This is a genomic window from Arthrobacter sp. B2060, from assembly GCF_059090445.1.
Map to the genome: position 1 here is coordinate 107,852 of NZ_JBNHFR010000006.1, position 15,226 is coordinate 123,077.

The 15,226-nt window shown below is 65.9% G+C and carries 14 protein-coding genes; 4 read left to right on the top strand and 10 right to left on the bottom strand.

The genetic code is table 11. From position 1 onward, the window contains the following. Positions 1-170: 170 nt before the first annotated feature. The 3 genes from acnA to AC5RUM_RS12595 all read right to left on the bottom strand — a co-directional run bounded on the left by acnA (position 171) and on the right by AC5RUM_RS12595 (position 6,492). Positions 171-2,981, bottom strand: coding sequence for an aconitate hydratase AcnA (acnA, locus tag AC5RUM_RS12585; protein WP_494035231.1), 2,811 nt, complete (start codon positions 2,979-2,981; stop codon positions 171-173). 155 nt (positions 2,982-3,136) lie between these two features. After that, a complete protein-coding gene (locus tag AC5RUM_RS12590) occupies positions 3,137-4,519 on the bottom strand; it encodes a class I SAM-dependent RNA methyltransferase (RefSeq protein WP_494035232.1) in 1,383 nt (460 codons plus the stop codon). Continuing rightward, positions 4,516-6,492, bottom strand: coding sequence for an APC family permease (locus tag AC5RUM_RS12595; protein WP_494035344.1), 1,977 nt, complete (start codon positions 6,490-6,492; stop codon positions 4,516-4,518). The genes AC5RUM_RS12590 and AC5RUM_RS12595 overlap by 4 nt, the downstream gene beginning before the upstream one ends. 92 nt (positions 6,493-6,584) lie before the next feature. Here AC5RUM_RS12595 and AC5RUM_RS12600 point away from each other — a divergent pair, with 92 nt between their 5' ends. Together AC5RUM_RS12600 and AC5RUM_RS12605 are read left to right on the top strand one after the other, a co-directional pair. Then, positions 6,585-7,256, top strand: coding sequence for a potassium channel family protein (locus AC5RUM_RS12600; RefSeq protein WP_494035233.1), 672 nt, complete (start codon positions 6,585-6,587; stop codon positions 7,254-7,256). Beyond that, the gene (locus AC5RUM_RS12605; protein ID WP_400579557.1) at positions 7,257-8,006 is read left to right on the top strand and encodes a potassium channel family protein; all 750 of its coding nucleotides are present in this window, start codon (positions 7,257-7,259) and stop codon (positions 8,004-8,006) included. On the opposite strand, the gene AC5RUM_RS12610 is transcribed toward AC5RUM_RS12605, so the two are convergent. The 4 genes from AC5RUM_RS12610 to dut all read right to left on the bottom strand — a co-directional run bounded on the left by AC5RUM_RS12610 (position 7,967) and on the right by dut (position 10,421). Continuing rightward, positions 7,967-8,731 carry a DUF3159 domain-containing protein gene (locus AC5RUM_RS12610; protein WP_494035234.1) on the bottom strand — a complete coding sequence of 255 codons (765 nt, stop codon included), beginning with the start codon at positions 8,729-8,731 and terminating at the stop codon, positions 7,967-7,969. The genes AC5RUM_RS12605 and AC5RUM_RS12610 overlap by 40 nt on opposite strands. After that, a complete protein-coding gene (locus AC5RUM_RS12615) occupies positions 8,728-9,057 on the bottom strand; it encodes a single stranded DNA-binding domain-containing protein (RefSeq protein WP_494035235.1) in 330 nt (109 codons plus the stop codon). Before AC5RUM_RS12615 ends, AC5RUM_RS12610 begins: the two co-directional genes overlap by 4 nt. A gap of 13 nt (positions 9,058-9,070) precedes the next feature. Then, complete coding sequence (locus tag AC5RUM_RS12620) at positions 9,071-9,802, bottom strand: DUF3710 domain-containing protein (RefSeq protein WP_494035236.1); 732 nt, start codon at positions 9,800-9,802, stop codon at positions 9,071-9,073. 115 nt (positions 9,803-9,917) lie between these two features. Beyond that, positions 9,918-10,421 carry a dUTP diphosphatase gene (gene dut / locus AC5RUM_RS12625; RefSeq protein ID WP_494035345.1) on the bottom strand — a complete coding sequence of 168 codons (504 nt, stop codon included), beginning with the start codon at positions 10,419-10,421 and terminating at the stop codon, positions 9,918-9,920. A gap of 178 nt (positions 10,422-10,599) precedes the next feature. Here dut and AC5RUM_RS12630 point away from each other — a divergent pair, with 178 nt between their 5' ends. Beyond that, positions 10,600-11,106 carry a DUF3093 domain-containing protein gene (locus AC5RUM_RS12630; RefSeq protein ID WP_494035237.1) on the top strand — a complete coding sequence of 169 codons (507 nt, stop codon included), beginning with the start codon at positions 10,600-10,602 and terminating at the stop codon, positions 11,104-11,106. Here AC5RUM_RS12630 and AC5RUM_RS12635 read toward each other — a convergent pair. After that, positions 11,103-11,402, bottom strand: coding sequence for a DUF4193 domain-containing protein (locus tag AC5RUM_RS12635; RefSeq protein WP_205653185.1), 300 nt, complete (start codon positions 11,400-11,402; stop codon positions 11,103-11,105). The two genes, AC5RUM_RS12630 and AC5RUM_RS12635, sit on opposite strands and share 4 nt — an antisense overlap. Positions 11,403-11,682: 280 nt before the next feature. On the opposite strand from AC5RUM_RS12635, the gene sepH reads away from it, so the two are divergent. Next, positions 11,683-13,176 carry a septation protein SepH gene (gene sepH / locus AC5RUM_RS12640; RefSeq protein WP_494035238.1) on the top strand — a complete coding sequence of 498 codons (1,494 nt, stop codon included), beginning with the start codon at positions 11,683-11,685 and terminating at the stop codon, positions 13,174-13,176. Positions 13,177-13,226: 50 nt separating this feature from the next. Here the strand turns inward: sepH and AC5RUM_RS12645 are convergent, their stop codons facing one another. Beyond that, positions 13,227-13,976, bottom strand: coding sequence for a thymidine kinase (locus AC5RUM_RS12645; protein ID WP_494035239.1), 750 nt, complete (start codon positions 13,974-13,976; stop codon positions 13,227-13,229). Next, positions 13,969-15,225, bottom strand: a complete 1,257-nt coding sequence (locus AC5RUM_RS12650) for an alkaline phosphatase family protein (protein WP_494035240.1) — start codon at positions 15,223-15,225, stop codon at positions 13,969-13,971. Before AC5RUM_RS12650 ends, AC5RUM_RS12645 begins: the two co-directional genes overlap by 8 nt. Position 15,226 lies beyond the last annotated feature (1 nt).

A 15,226-nucleotide genomic window follows, 5' to 3' on the forward strand; every position in this document is an offset into this window, starting at 1 on the left:
GGTAGACATGCCTTTTAACTCTAACGCCTCCGGACGGACACCGGCGCCGGGCAGGACTCCGTACCAGCCGGCAGGGGCAGCATGCCTCGTGAGGAGAAATGCGAAAGGCCCCAGCCGGTCAGTGACCGGCCGGGGCCTTCACGCCTGATTTGCCCTAAGGCAGCTTCCGCTTAGTTGGCGGAAATCTGGCGAAGCACGTACTGCAGGATACCGCCGTTGCGGTAGTAGTCCGCTTCGCCCGGCGTATCGATGCGGAGGACCGCATCGAACGACTTGGCGGTGCCGTCTTCGGCGGTCGCCGTGACCTTGAGGGTCTTCGGAGTGGTGCCTTCGTTGAGCGCAGTGACACCCTCAACAGCGAAGGATTCCGTACCGGTCAGCCCCAGGGTGGCAGCGGATTCGCCGGCCGGGAACTGCAGCGGAAGGACGCCCATTCCGATCAGGTTGGAGCGGTGGATGCGCTCGTAGCTCTCGGCGATGACGGCCTTGACACCCAGCAGTGCGGTGCCCTTGGCTGCCCAGTCGCGCGATGAACCGGAGCCGTACTCCTTGCCTGCCAGGACAACCAGCGGGGTGCCGGCGGCCTGGTAGTTCTGGGCGGCGTCGTAGACATAGGCCTGCGGGCCGTCGGCCTGGGTGAAGTCGCGGGTGAAGCCGCCCTCCACGCCGTCCAGCAGCTGGTTCTTGATGCGGATGTTGGCGAAGGTGCCGCGGATCATCACTTCGTGGTTACCGCGGCGCGAGCCGTAGGAGTTGAAATCCTTGCGCTCCACGCCGTTGGCCAGCAGGTACTGGCCAGCCGGGGTGTCCGACTTGAAGGAGCCGGCCGGGGAGATGTGGTCGGTGGTGACCGAGTCGCCCAGCTTCAGCAGGACCCGCGCGCCAGTGATGTCCTGGACGGGTTCCGGCTGTGCCTTCATGCCCTCGAAGTACGGGGGCTTCCGGACGTAGGTTGACTTCTCATCCCATGCGAACGTGTCGCCTGCGGGGGTGTCGAGGGCCTTCCAGCGGTCGTCGCCTTCGAAGACGCCCTCGTAGCCGCGGGCGAACATTTCCTTGTCGATGGAGGAATCGATGACCTGCTGGACCTCGACCGGGTTCGGCCAGATGTCCTTCAAAAAGACGTCGTTGCCGGCTTCATCCTTGCCCAGGGCATCGGTGTCGAAGTCGAAGTCCATGGTTCCGGCGAGGGCGTAGGCGATGACCAGCGGCGGCGACGCCAGGTAGTTCATCTTCACGTCCGGGTTGATGCGGCCTTCGAAGTTGCGGTTACCCGACAGGACAGCGGTGACGGAAAGGTCGTTGGCCTGGATGGCCTCGGAGATCTCAGCGTCCAGCGGGCCGGAGTTGCCGATGCAGGTTGCGCAGCCGTAGCCCACGATGTAGAAGCCAAGCTTCTCCAGGTACGGGGTCAGCCCGGACTTCTCGTAGTAGTCGGTGACTACCTTGGACCCCGGTGCGACGGACGTCTTGACCCACGGCTTGGCGGCCAGACCCTTGTTGACGGCGTTGCGCGCCAGCAGGGCGGCAGCCAGCATCACCGACGGGTTGGACGTGTTGGTGCAGGACGTGATCGACGCGATGGACACCGCACCGTGGTCCAGCTCGAACTCGCGGCCGTCCTCCATCTCAATGTGCACAGGGCTGGACGGGCGGCCTTCGGCGCCGTTGGCCGCGGAAACAACGCGTGCCGAGTCAGTCGTGTGCGAGTCGGCGTGCGTGAACGACGGCGAGTCCGATGCGGGGAAGGACTCGTCGAGGGACTCGTCCACGCTGCCGTCTTCGAGCGAGACGTAGTTGTGGATGTCCTTGCGGAACTGCTCCTTGGCGTCCGTGAGCTCGATGCGGTCCTGGGGACGCTTCGGGCCGGAAATGGACGGAACCACGGTGGACAGGTCCAGCTCGAGGTACTCGGAGAACTTGATCTCCTTCGACGGGTCGTGCCAGAGGCCCTGTTCCTTGGCGTAGGCCTCGACGAGGGCCACGTTCTCCTCCGAGCGGCCGGTGAGGCGCAGGTACTCGATTGTGACGTCGTCGATCGGGAACATTGCGGCCGTGGAGCCAAACTCCGGGCTCATGTTGCCGATGGTCGCGCGGTTGGCGAGCGGAACTTCGGCCACGCCTTCGCCGTAGAACTCGACGAACTTGCCCACCACACCGTGCTTGCGCAGCTGTTCGGTGATGGTCAGGACCACGTCCGTGGCGGTGGCGCCGGCGGGGATGGAACCGGTCAGCTTGAAGCCGACGACGCGCGGGATCAGCATGGATACCGGCTGGCCCAGCATGGCCGCTTCGGCTTCGATGCCGCCAACGCCCCAGCCGAGCACGCCCAGGCCGTTGACCATGGTGGTGTGCGAGTCGGTGCCGACGCAGGTGTCTGGGTAGGCACGGAGAGCGCCGTCAACTTCGCGTGTCATGACGGTGCGGGCCAGGTATTCGATGTTGACCTGGTGCACGATGCCGGTTCCCGGCGGGACGACCTTGAAGTCGTCGAAAGCCGTCTGTCCCCAGCGCAGGAACTGGTAGCGCTCACCATTGCGCTGGTATTCGATCTCCATATTGCGCTCCAGCGCACCGGAGTTACCGAAAGCATCGATCTGGACGGAGTGATCGATGACCATTTCCGCGGGTGCCAGCGGGTTCACCCTCTTCGGGTCGCCGCCAAGCTCCTTCACCGCCTCGCGCATGGTGGCAAGGTCCACCACGCAGGGAACGCCGGTGAAATCCTGCATGATGACGCGTGCAGGCGTGAACTGGATTTCAGTGTCGGGCTGGGCATTCGGATCCCACCCAGCGAGGGCGCGAACGTGATCGGCAGTGATGTTCGCGCCGTCCTCGGTCCTCAACAGGTTTTCAAGCAATACCTTGAGGCTGAACGGAAGGTTTTCTGAACCTTCAACGGAGTTCAACCGGAAAATTTCGTATTCGGTTCCGGCTACATTAAGTTTGCCTTTTGAACCGAAGCTGTCCACAGTGCTCATCGCAGGACTCCTCTCGCAACAGTTTCATCTTTGTCGCGCGGTAGACCGCTTGCTAGTTAGGTCAGCCTAATTAGTAGATGGTCCTACAAAAGAGCATGGGGCCAGCCGTGATATACGGTGCGCGACGTGGGACTACTCCGCCCATCCTAGTGGCATCAGCCGCGGGGAGTCAGCAGTGCCACCGTCTCGAGGTGATGTGTGTGCGGGTACAGGTCAAATGCCCGAAGCTGCGCCAGGGACCAGCCGCCCTGCTGGAAGTACCCGATGTCGCGCGCAAAGGATGCGGGGTCACACGAAACGTACGCAATGGCCCGCGGGCCGGCGGCGATGAGCTGGTTCACCACGGCCTTGCCGGCGCCGGCGCGCGGCGGGTCCAGCACCAGCGCATCAAAGTTCCGGGGCCGCTGGCGCAGCACACGCTCCACGCGGCCCTGCACGATTTCCACCTGAGGCGCTCCGTGGAGGTTCTTCCGGGCGTCCCTGCTTGTTCCGGGAGCGCCTTCCACCGACAGCACTGAGCCCGTTTCGCCAACGGCATCGGCGAGCGGAGCGGTGAACAGTCCGGCACCGGCATAGAGATCGGCCACTGACGCGCCCGGCTTCAGGAACCCGCCGTCGTGCAGGAAACCGGTGACGGCAGTGACCAATGTTTCCGGGGCGTCGCGGTGGATTTGCCAGAATCCGGCACCGGTAACCCGGTAATCATGGCCCGCAGCGGACTCCTGCACCCAGGTCCGGCCGCGCAGCTGCAGCGTCTCCTCCTTGAGCGGATCGTAACTGGCCACCGAAATGTCCGCGGGGAGCTGGGCCAGGATGGAGCTGAGACGTTTGGCGCGGGTGCCGGGCGCAGGGGCCAGGAGGACGAGGGGTCGGGAACCGTTCGCAGGGGCAGCAACCTCCACCCTGTCGATGCCCTGCAGGTCCGCGTCCCAGAGCCGAAGATCGTTGATGGCCGCGACCGCGAGCGGCATTTCCCGGACAGGAATGACCTGGTCCGAACGGTGAGCGTGCATGCCGAGCTTGCCGCCCGGGGTGACCGCAAAACCGGCCCGGGTCCGCCACGCGAGACCGGCCCGGCCGTCGTGCGTTTCGCCGCTCTGCGTTTCGCCGTCCTTGGCGGTGGCTGCGCCCACCGCTTCCACCTCAGGTGAAAGCTCGACGCCGGCCAGCCTCCTGAGCTGTTCGGCCAGCACCTCGGACTTGAGGCGCCGTTGCCGGGACAGGGAGATGTGCCCCAGTTCGGCGCCGCCGACCGGCGGCCTCCCGTGCGCCCAGGAAGCGGGCGAATCAGCTACACGCCAGAAGTGCGGGACACGGTCCGGCGACGGGTCCAGCACCTCTACGACGTCGCCGCGCCAGAATTTGGCGGACTCCCCCGCATCCGTCAGGCGGATCCGGGCCTTCTCCCCGGGGATGCCGTGGCGGACGAATACCACCCGGCCCTCGTGCCGCGCCACGCAGTGGCCGCCGTGGGCCACGGGGCCGATGTCCAGCACGAGTTCAACTCCGGTTGAGGTGGCCTGAGTATCGGGGTTCATTGGATGTCCTGCAGTTTCTTTGCTTCTTCGGATGATTTGAGCTGCCACGGAACACTGGCCACCATGACGCCGGGTTCGAAGTGGAGCCGGGTTTTGATGCGCAGCGCTGTCTGGTTGTGCACCAGCTGCTCCCACCATTTGCCGACCACATACTCCGGTATGTAGACCACGATCAGGTCGCGGGGAGAGTCCCGGCGCATGTTCTTGATGTACTCCATGATGGGAGTGACGGTCTCGCGGTAGGGGCTGGCAAGGACAGTCAGCGGCACGGGGATGTCCAGCTTTTCCCAGTCCGCCAGCGTATGCGCCGTCTCTTCCTCGTTGATGTCCACGGTGATCGCGTCCAGCCGGGACGGCCGGGAGGCCCGCGCGTACGCGAGGGCACGCAGGACCGGCTTGCGGACGTGCGATACGAGCAGCACGGCGTGGACCCGGGTGGGCAGGGCCCGCGGCGAGGAGTCCTCGTCCACGGCGAGTTCCCTTGCCACGTTGTCGTAGTGTGCCCGGATGCTCCACATGATGAGGTACAGGACAAACATCGCCAGGAGTGCGATCCAGGCGCCCTGCTCGAACTTGGTGATGAGCACGATCACCAGCACCAGCGCCGTCATTCCGAAGCCGATCATGTTGATGGTCCGGGACTTGAACATCCGCAGGCGCACGGCCTTGTCCCGGGCCAGCTTCAGCTCCCGGCCCCAGTGGCGGATCATGCCCAGCTGGCTGGCGGTGAAGGAGATGAACACCCCCACGATGTACAGCTGGATGAGCTTGGTGACATCGGCGTTGAAGGCAATGATCAGCACGAGCGCCCCGGCGGCCAACGCGAGCACGCCGTTGCTGAAGGCCAGACGGTCGCCGCGCGTGCGGAGCTGGCGGGGCAGGTAACCGTCCTGGGCAAGGATGGAACCCAGCACGGGGAACCCGTTAAAGGCAGTGTTGGAGGCGAAGACCAGAATCACGCCGGTGGCCGCAACCACGATATAGAAGAGGATGGATCCCGGCCCGAAGACGGTCTGGGCGATCTGGCTGATGGCCGGGCTCTGGATGTAGCCCTCAGGAAGCGGACTTCCGTTCAGGAGGAACTCCGTTGCCGGATCCAGCACAATGTGCACTTTGGTGGCGTTGGCCAGGTAGATGATCCCGGCCAGCATCGCTGAGGCAATGATGCCCAGGAGCAGCAGCGTGGTGGCGGCGTTCTTGCTCTTCGGCTTCCGGAAATTGGGCACGCCGTTGCTGATGGCCTCCACACCGGTCAGAGCGGCGGCGCCGGAGGAGAACGCGCGCAGCAGCAGGAAGGCGCCGGCGAGGCCAACGAGGCCCTCATCGAAACCCGGGGCCGGGACGATCGTAAACGCTGCCGACGGTGCCTGCCCCAGCTGCCCCGTCAGGGCCTGGAAAATCCCGACGGCGGTCATGCCCAGGATCGCCGCCATGAAGATGTACGTGGGCACGGCAAAGACGCTTCCCGCTTCCTTGATGCCGCGCAGGTTCACCAACGCCAGAATCACGACGCCTATGGAGGCGAACGCGGCCTGCTGGCCGTGGAGGGACGGTACCGCAGTGGTCAGGTAGGTCGCTGCCGACGACATGGAAACGGCGACTGTCAGCACGTAGTCAACGAGCAGGGCAGATGCCACGGTCAGCCCCGCGTGCTTGCCCAAATTCACATTGGCGATTTCGTAATCGCCGCCGCCTGACGGGTAGGCATGGACGTTCTGCCGGTAGGAGGCAACCACCGTCAGCAGCACCACCATGACTGCGAGTCCCACCAGAGGAGAGAATGCCACTGCGCTCACGCCCGCCAGAGCCAGTGTGAGAAGAATCTCGTCGGGCGCGTACGCAACGGACGAGAGCGCATCCGAAGCGAAGACGGGAAGCGCGATCCGCTTCGGCAGGAGAGTATGGGGCATCCGGTCAGTCCGGAAGGGCCTCCCCACCAGCACCCGCTTCACTGCATTCAGAATTGTCAGCACCACACAAAGTTAGTCTGATTCACGCGCGATGTCATGGCGGGAATCCGGCGGTAGAGTCTTACGGAGCAGCAGGACAACTGGAGGAGACACGGGTGGCGCACTTCGTGATCATGGGCTGTGGACGCGTCGGGGCAACCCTGGCCCACACGCTCGAGGACGCAGGCCATTCGGTGGCCATCATCGACCAGGACGACCGCGCCTTCCGCCGGCTCCGTTCCGGCTTCAGCGGCCGCAAAGTCACCGGCGTGGGCTTCGACCGGGACACTCTGAAGCAGGCCGGGGTCGCCGAGGCATATGCGTTCGCCGCTGTTTCCAGCGGCGACAACTCCAACATTCTGGCCACGCGTGTTGCCCGCGAAACCTTCCATGTGCAGCACGTCGTCGCAAGGATCTACGATCCCGGCCGCGCCGAGATCTATCAGCGGCTCGGCATCCCCACCGTGGCCGCCGTGCGGTGGAGCGCCGACCAGGTCCTGCGCCGCATCCTCCCCGAACAGCATCTGGCCGGTGATTTCCGGGAACCGTCCGGCCGGCTTGTCCTCGGCGAACTCGACATCGACCCCGCGTGGATCGGCCACTCCGTGTCCTCGATCGAAAAGGCGGCCGATGTGCGCGTCGCGTACCTGACCCGGTTCGGGGAAGGGATGCTGCCCACCGCCGCCACGTCCTACCAGGACGGCGACACCGTCCACGCCATGATGCGCCTGGACCGCAGCGCAGAAGTGGCCCACATTCTCGCCAAAGCACCCGCCAAGGAGTTCTAAGTGAAAGTCGTCATCGTCGGAGCCGGAAGCGTCGGTTCCTCGATCGCCCGTGAGCTGCTGGCCCATAAGCATGAGATCCTGCTCATCGATCTCAAGCCCGAGGTCATCGGCCGCAGCGGGCTGCGGGGGGCGCACTGGCTGGTTGGCGATGCCTGCGAACTGAGCACTCTGCAGGACGCAAAGCTCGAAGACGCCGACGTGGTGGTCTCTGCCACGGGTGATGACAAAGTGAACCTCGTCGTCTCCCTTCTGGCAAAGACCGAATTCGGGGTCGGGCGCACGGTGGGTCGCGTAAACAACCCGAAGAATGACTGGATGTTCAATGATTCCTGGGGCGTGGACGTCGCCGTCAACACTCCCCAGCTCATGACGGCCCTGGTCGAGGAAGCCGTGGAAATCGGTGACCTCGTCCGGCTGCTCACGCTTCAGACCGGTGTGTCATCCCTCGTGGAGTTCACGGTACCGCATGACTCGCACGCCATCGGGCTCACCGTGGGAAGCATCGACTGGCCGGAGGACTCCACCCTCGTGGCGATCCTCCGCGACCAGGCACCGATCACGCCCAGCCGGGACGACGTCATCGACGGCGGCGACGAACTGTTCTTCGTCACCACGATTGCTGCCGAGGAGCAGTTGCGTGAGCTGCTGTCGCCAGGATCCGGTGAAAGCCAGGAGCAACCGCCCGGACCGGATGAAATCCAGGCTGCGGCTCAGGCTGAATCGCTGGAGGGTGACGGCTTCGAAGGCTGAGTCCCCGGCGCTGCCGCCGGCCGTGTGACCAGCCATGCCAGCCACACGCCCAGGATGTACAGCGGCGCGCCCATGATGAGGCGGGTGGTTGCCAGCGCGGCCAGGCCGTCCGGCCCCATGAGATACAGGGGTACCTGCACCACCAGGCGAAGGGCCAGCACGCCCACAATAATCCAGGTGCCCAGCTGGTAGGCGCGTACCCGTCCCGGGTGTTGCCGCCAGTCCAGTCCCTCGTTGCGGATGAAGCCGAACAGCAGCCCGGCAATGGGCCAGCGGACGGCGATCGAGATGACCATCGCCACAATGTAGGCCGCATTGGTCAGGAACCCGGGAAGGTAGAAGTCCTCCGCCTTGCCCGTGGTGTTGGCGAGCCAGGCGGAAATGCCGACGCCGACCACCCCGGCAAGGGCCTGTGTCAGGGGACGGCGCTGCACGAGGCGGACCACGGTAAACACGGCGGCAGCGGTCAGCGCCGCAATGAGCGACGGCGTCAGGTTAGCCGTGATGGTGAAGGATATGAGGAAGACCAGTCCGGGGAGGATGCTCTCCGCGATCCCCTGGTAGCCGCCGGCGCTCTTGAGGACGTCGATGCGGCCGTCATCCGTGCGGTGCAGCCCTGCCTTCGATGCATAGCCTTCGGCCAGGCCCGCAAGGCCAGGAGCGTCCGGAGCCGGCGCGGGTTCCGGCCTTTCCGCTCCCGGTTCGGGCTTTTCTGGCAATGTCATGGGTTCTCCTGGCGGGACAATATTTCGTAGCGGGGATTGAACATGGTGGGCAAACCGTCGCGCACGGCCAGCATGCCGTCCAGCCTGACCTCAGTCCCGGGGTCGATGCCGGGTACGCGGCGGCGCCCCAGCCAGACGACCCGAAGCCGGCCGTGCTGTGCCGCCGGGGCGGGCGTTGCCCGCGTCGGCCGGTCGTGATCCACAACGGTGGCCGTGAAAGCCGCCACCTCGGTGGCAGGCACGTAGGTCACCGATTCGATGAAGCCATGGCACAGGACACGCCCCCGCTCCGGCAACCGGCTGATGGGTACCGGCCTGTCCTGCATACTGCGGCCGGCATCAACCAATCTGGGTGATCTCCGGACCGCGTTCAGGCTGTTCGAATTCCGGACCTGCTTCCTGCCCTGCGGGAGGCACCGATCCGGCGGCGTCCTTGGGCAGGCGCAGCTGCAGGAGGTCCCGAGGGGGCATGGGGTTGTCGCCGCGGATAACCACGATCTTGCGGAAAAGCTCCTCGAGGCCGACGGCGGCCTCCCGGTTCAGTGCCGCTTCGCCTCCGAATACGCCACGGAGGAACCAGCGTGGACCGTCGATGCCGATGAAGCGGGCGACACGGTACCCTTGGCTGCCGTCGCTGGCGCTGGCCGGCAGTTTAGCCACGAGCTCGGTGCCGAAGTCGCCCTGGATTTCTTCGACTTGGCCGCCCTGGCTGCCCACCGACTGGCCAATCTGTTCACGGATCTCGTCCCAAAGGCCCTCTGACCGCGGGGCGGCGAAAGCCTGCAGTTGCAGGCTGGACCCGTTCAGATCCATGGTTACCGCCACTACCCGCTGGGTTGCCTCCTCCACCTCCAGCCGCAGCTGAAGGCCTTCGCGCGGGGCAATAAGCAAGGCGCCCAGGTCCACATAACCGTCCCGGTTGCTGATCTCGGAGACATCAAAGGGACCGGTGACGCTTCGGCCGGATGCCTCAGTGGAAGCGCCGGCCGACTCGGCTGTGCTGTCCTCCCGGACTTCCTCCGGCTCTGAGGCCGCTTCCTTCTTGGCTTTCTTGCCCCGCCCAAAAACCATGGGTTGTCTCCTTAGTTGTGATCTTGTCGCGCCGGCCCGCGGGCGCCGCATCTTGTCTGGCTGGCCGCCCTCGGCCGTCCCGGGAGGCCGGGGCAAGATCCTAGGGCCGCGGAGCCTAGGGGCGCGGAACCGTGAAGCCGCCCGTTGAGCCGAATCCTCCGGCGCCGCGGACGGAGTCACTCAGTTCCCCTACTGGGACGAACTGGGCATACTCCACGCGTTGGATGACCATCTGTGCAATTCTATCGCCGCGCCGGAGTTCTATCGCCTGATCGCGGTCCGTATTCAGCAGCGTCACAGCGATTTCACCGCGGTAACCGGCGTCGACAGTACCGGGGGCGTTGACTACCGTGAGGCCGTGTTTGGTCGCGAGGCCGGACCTGGGGTGAATCAGTGCCACAAACCCGTCCGGAAGGGCGATGGAGACACCGGTGGGCACGAGCCGCCGCTCACCAGGCTCAAGGACCACGTCCTCGCGGGCGCGCAGGTCAGCGCCGGCGTCGCCGGGGTGGGCGTAGGACGGCGCTTCCAGGCCGTCGTCGAGCATTTTAAGTTGAACCTGCACAGTTGGCGCTCCATACTCTGCCGCGCGCAGCGCTTCCGCCGAAGCGGGCAGCACAGCTTCCGGTGCCGCGTGCTGCAGCGTTGGCGTAATGGCTGTTTTTTCCTCAGTCACAGTCCCTCACTCTATCGCCCGCAGGTTCCGTCGGCCTACCGGCCGCGACTCAGGAAGAACTCTGGGAACGGCGAGGACCTGCCGGGATGAAAAGCCCCGGCAAAGATGGAAAGCTGGGAGCATGCCCGAATCAAGCGCTCCCATGCCTGCCCGCCATCAGCCTCCGCAGGATGACACCGTCGTCTTTGCCGAAAAGCTGTGGCCCGGTGTGTGGATCTGGCTGGTTGCTGCGGGACTGGCGGGCGCAGGCATCCTGGTCTTCGCACCCATCAGTCCTGCCGCCGGCTTCACGGCCGCCGCCGTTCTCTTCGCCATTGAAGCTGCCCTGCTTCTCCTGTCCACGCCGGCAATTTCCGTCACGGGCCGGACTCTCCAAGTGGGCAGGGCGAGCATCGAGCGCGGGCTCATCGGCCACGTTGAGGCGTTCCGCGGCACGGAAGCCACCGCCGAGCGCGGCACCCGCCTCAACGGCCTCGCCTACCTCTGCATCCGCGGCTGGATCGATCCGGTGGTCCGCATCGAGATCAACGATCCCTCGGATCCCACGCCCTATTGGCTGACGTCCACCCGCCGTCCGGAGGAACTGGTGGCCGCGCTCGGTACGGGCAACGCTGCGGGCCGGTCCTAGCCTTCGCAGTCCCGGCAATAGAGGCGGCCGTCTTTTTCGCGGGCGATCTGCGAGCGGTGCCGGACCAGGAAGCATGAGGAACACGTGAACTCGTCAGCCTGCGCAGGCATGACCCGGACCAGCAGTTCCTCGCCGGAGAGGTCTGCGCCGGGCAGCTCGTATCCCTCGGCAAGATCGGCTTCATCCTCTTCGACCACAGCCGTCGGTTTATCGGCACGGCGAGTCTTCAGCTCCTCAATCGAATCCTCGTTGAGGTCTTCCTCCGACTTCCTCGGCGCATCATAGTCTGTCGCCATGGTCTGCTGCTCACACTCCGTCGACTCGCTTGGGTAATTCAACGTACACAACGCCGAACGCCGCCCCTTTGTGCCCGGTTCGGGGCCATTTTTCCCTATGGCGCACCGAAAAGCCATAGCCTTTCCTGGCCAGATTCCGGCATGCTCAGCTTCCGGCCCCGCTGTCCCTGTATTCGGCCGGGAGTCCCGGAATTTCGCGGCGCGCCCTTCGTCCTAACAGGAAAAGACAGGCTTGGGTGGCAGAGTTTCGATTGATAGTAATGCCAGGGTGGAGGATTGTATGCAGGATCTACGGCTTGTAGGCGTCCACGACGACGGGGAGCATCTCCTGTTGAGCGGCACCGGCGGCGAGATGTTCCAGCTGCCGATCAACGAGGCCTTACGGCTGGCGGCAAGCCGGCCTTCCCTACGGAAACCGGCCGCGACGGTTGCGGTCCTGTCTCCGCGCGACATCCAGGCGAGGATCCGCAGCGGCGCCACTGCGGCAGAGGTCGCCGAAGCCTCCGGGCTGCCTCTGGAAAAAGTTGAACGTTACGAGGGCCCGGTCCTGGCTGAACGGGAATACGTGGCACAGCAGGCCCGGAAAGTAGAGGTCGCGTCGCCCGCCCCCGGCCACGACATCTACCGGTCAGCCTTCGGTGACAACCCGGCCACGCTGGGCGACATGGTGGCCCACCGCCTCACGGCACACGGCATCGCGTCCTCCACGCTCGAATGGGACTCCTGGCGGCGCCCTGACGGAACCTGGACAGTTGTGGCGAGATTCGATGCCCAGCCCGGCGGACATGCCAGCATCGGTGAAGAGCCCCCGGCCATGTGGACGTTCAATCCGTCCCGCAAATCTTTGCAGAATGCCAACCGCTGGGCGCAGCAGCTCAGCGAGCTGGAGCCCCTCGATGGTCCGGTGCCCGCTCGCAGGCTCTCAGCAGTTTCGGACCGCCCGTTCGATTTTGAAACCGACGCCGAGGCAACCGCCCGCAAGGGCACCCACCAGCAGGGCGCCGACCACCAGAAGGACGCCGACGGCCTGCTGGACATGCTGCGCTCCCGCAGGGGTCAGCGCCTGGGCCTTGACGAGGACAGCGACGACGCGTTGGCGCTCCTGCTGACCCACGGTGTCCCGGCGGCACACCCCCGGCCGGCGGAGGTTCCTGCCGCTTCCGAGCCGGATCCGGACGAGCCTGGCGACGCGGAGGAGTCCGAGGAACCGGATTCCCCGGCAGCCGAGCTGGGGGCCGCAACGCGACGGCGCGACGGCCGGCCCTCGATGATGTCCCGCCTCAGCCTCGCGCCCCGGCCTCAGGAGCCGCAGCAGGATTCCCTTACGCTTCACGAAGGCGTCAGCACGGACACACGCGAGATCACGATCGTCCCGTCCCCGCTGCGTCCGGTCGGCAACACGGGCCAGGAAACACCGGCAGCATCGGCGGTCCCGGCACGGCCGGCAGAGCCGGCCGTTCCTCCCGCTGTTCCGCCTGCTGTTCAGGCAAAGCCGGCGGTTCCGCCCGCCGCCGACAAGCCGGCAGGCCGACCCACGGATGGCCCCGCCCGTCCTGCAGCCGGCAATCCAGGTTTGGACGAACTGCTCGGCAGGGGAACTCCACGCCGCAGGCTGGATACGGGCCGGCTGGAGACGGGCAGGGCTGCAGCCGATCAGGGGCCGCCCGCACGCCAGGAACAAGATCGCGACGAACCTGAGCGCCAGCCGTCGAGGCCCAAGCGGTCCAGCGTTCCGAGCTGGGACGAAATAGTGTTCGGCACCCGGGGCGACTAGGCCACGGTCAGTTCCTGGCGAGTCTCGGTTAATTCCTGGCGAGGTCGCGGCTACCTGTTCCCCGCTGTACTTCCGGTGCGGCTGCCCGTACCGCGCCACAGGCAGGCATCAACTTCGAAGGGCAGCAACTGGTCCTGCTGGGCCATGATGTTGGCGCCATGGGCGGTGACGCGGCGCATGAAATGCCGCCGGCACAGTGTCTCGTACCCCACCGCCGGCTCCGTTCCGGAGGCATCCGCGGGTGCACTGGCTGGCCCCGCTTCGCCGGCCATTTCGACGTCGCCCACCACTACCTGCGCGCCCTCCATGACCATCACGCCGTCGACTGTCCTGGCGTTGTGGGTGGCGCGCCGTCCGCACCAGCAGAGTGCCTCCACCTGAAGCACCTGCACCCGGTCCGCGAGTTCAATCAGCCGCTGCGAACCGGGGAAAAGCCGGGTGCGGAAATCTGCCGTGATACCGAACGCGAAGACGTCGACTTCAATCTCGTCCACGATCCGCGCGAGTTGTTCCACCTGCGCGGGCGAATAGAACTGGGCCTCGTCGCAGATGAGGTAGTCGACGCGGACGCCCCGCGTGCGGCGCAGCACCACTTCGTCCCAGAAATCGGTGCTGTCCACGACCTCCACGGCGTCCGTCTGCAGTCCGAGCCGGCTTGAGATGCGTGAGCCGCCTGCGCGGTCGTTGCAGCTGAAGCGGACGCCGCCGCGCCCGCGCGCACGGTGGTTGTAGTCCATCTGCAGCGCAAGTGTGGACTTTCCGCAGTCCATGGTGCCCGAGAAGAAGACGAGCTCAGCCACGGGTCCTCCCGCGGCTGGGGGTCTTGCCCGCAGCCTGGAAGCAGAGCAGCGGAACTTCCCGCTCCGCCTTGGTCAGGGAACCGTGCTGCCCCACTACCTCCATGGCGGCGGGGCGGACCCGGCGGGTGTCGTAGAAGGCCACTGCATCGCGGGCCGCGATCATGACGTCGCCGATCCGCTGCTCGACGCCGGGCCGGACCGGACCGAAGAGGCCGGCGCCAATCGCTTCTTCCCGCGTGAAGGCCCAGATCCGCTCGCCGAATCGGCTCCGCCAGGCGTCGAGGAGACGCTGGCGGGCGGTCCCGGTACCGCCGGGGGCCGCCTCTTCCTCTAGGTAAAGGTGGAGCATGCGGGGCTCCCCCGCTGTGTGCCTGACGCCGGCCACCAGTGAGGGGTCTTCCGAGTAGTCGATCCGCTGGCCCTCGGCCACGTCCAGCATGCCGTGATCGGCGGTGAGCAGGACGGTGGTTCCCGCGGGAAGAGCGGAGTCAAGCCGCTTGACCGTTGCGTCCAGTTCTTCGAGCTGGTGTTCCCACTCCGGCGACTGTGAACCGTGCCGGTGACCGGCCTTGTCGAGGTCGTTCACGTAGAAGTACATGAGGGACGAGTCGGAAGCGGCCATCGCTTCGGCGGCGGCAGCCGTGCGGGCATGCGAGGTGATTCCCGAGATGAAGGTTCCTCCCCGCAGGGCAGCGCGGGTCATGGGAGAATCGCCGAATTGGGGAAGGCTGACGGTCGTAACGTCAACATGTTCCGCGGCCCGCTCCAGGATCGTGGGAAATGGCTGCCAGTCCTGCGGGTCCACACCGGCATCCCAGTTGCCCAGCATGTTGACCACTTTGTCCTGGGAGGGGTCAAGGACGTCATACCCCACGAGCCCATGCTGGCCGGGGGTAAGTCCCGTGCCAAGGCTCGCGAGGGAAGCGGCCGTCGTGGAGGGAAACGCAGAATCGATCCACACCGGGACGTCGCCCTGGCCCCGCTGCATGACACCGCGGAGGAACGGGGTGTGGGCGGACTTCTGCTTCAGCAGGCTGCGCCCCAGGCCGTCGGCGAGGACAACGCAGATCCGTTTGGCCGGCGGCAGCCCGAGCCGGTTCTCGAAGCCGTCAAGGCCGAGGCTCGCCGCAGCGCTGCCCAGTACGTCGGCTACAGAGCGGTGCCCGTAAGCCGGGGCCGGGGGAAGCACTGGTGCGGCGGAATGCGTTGAAGGGGAAGCGGGGGAAGGCAGGCCGTTTTCCGGCGCCATC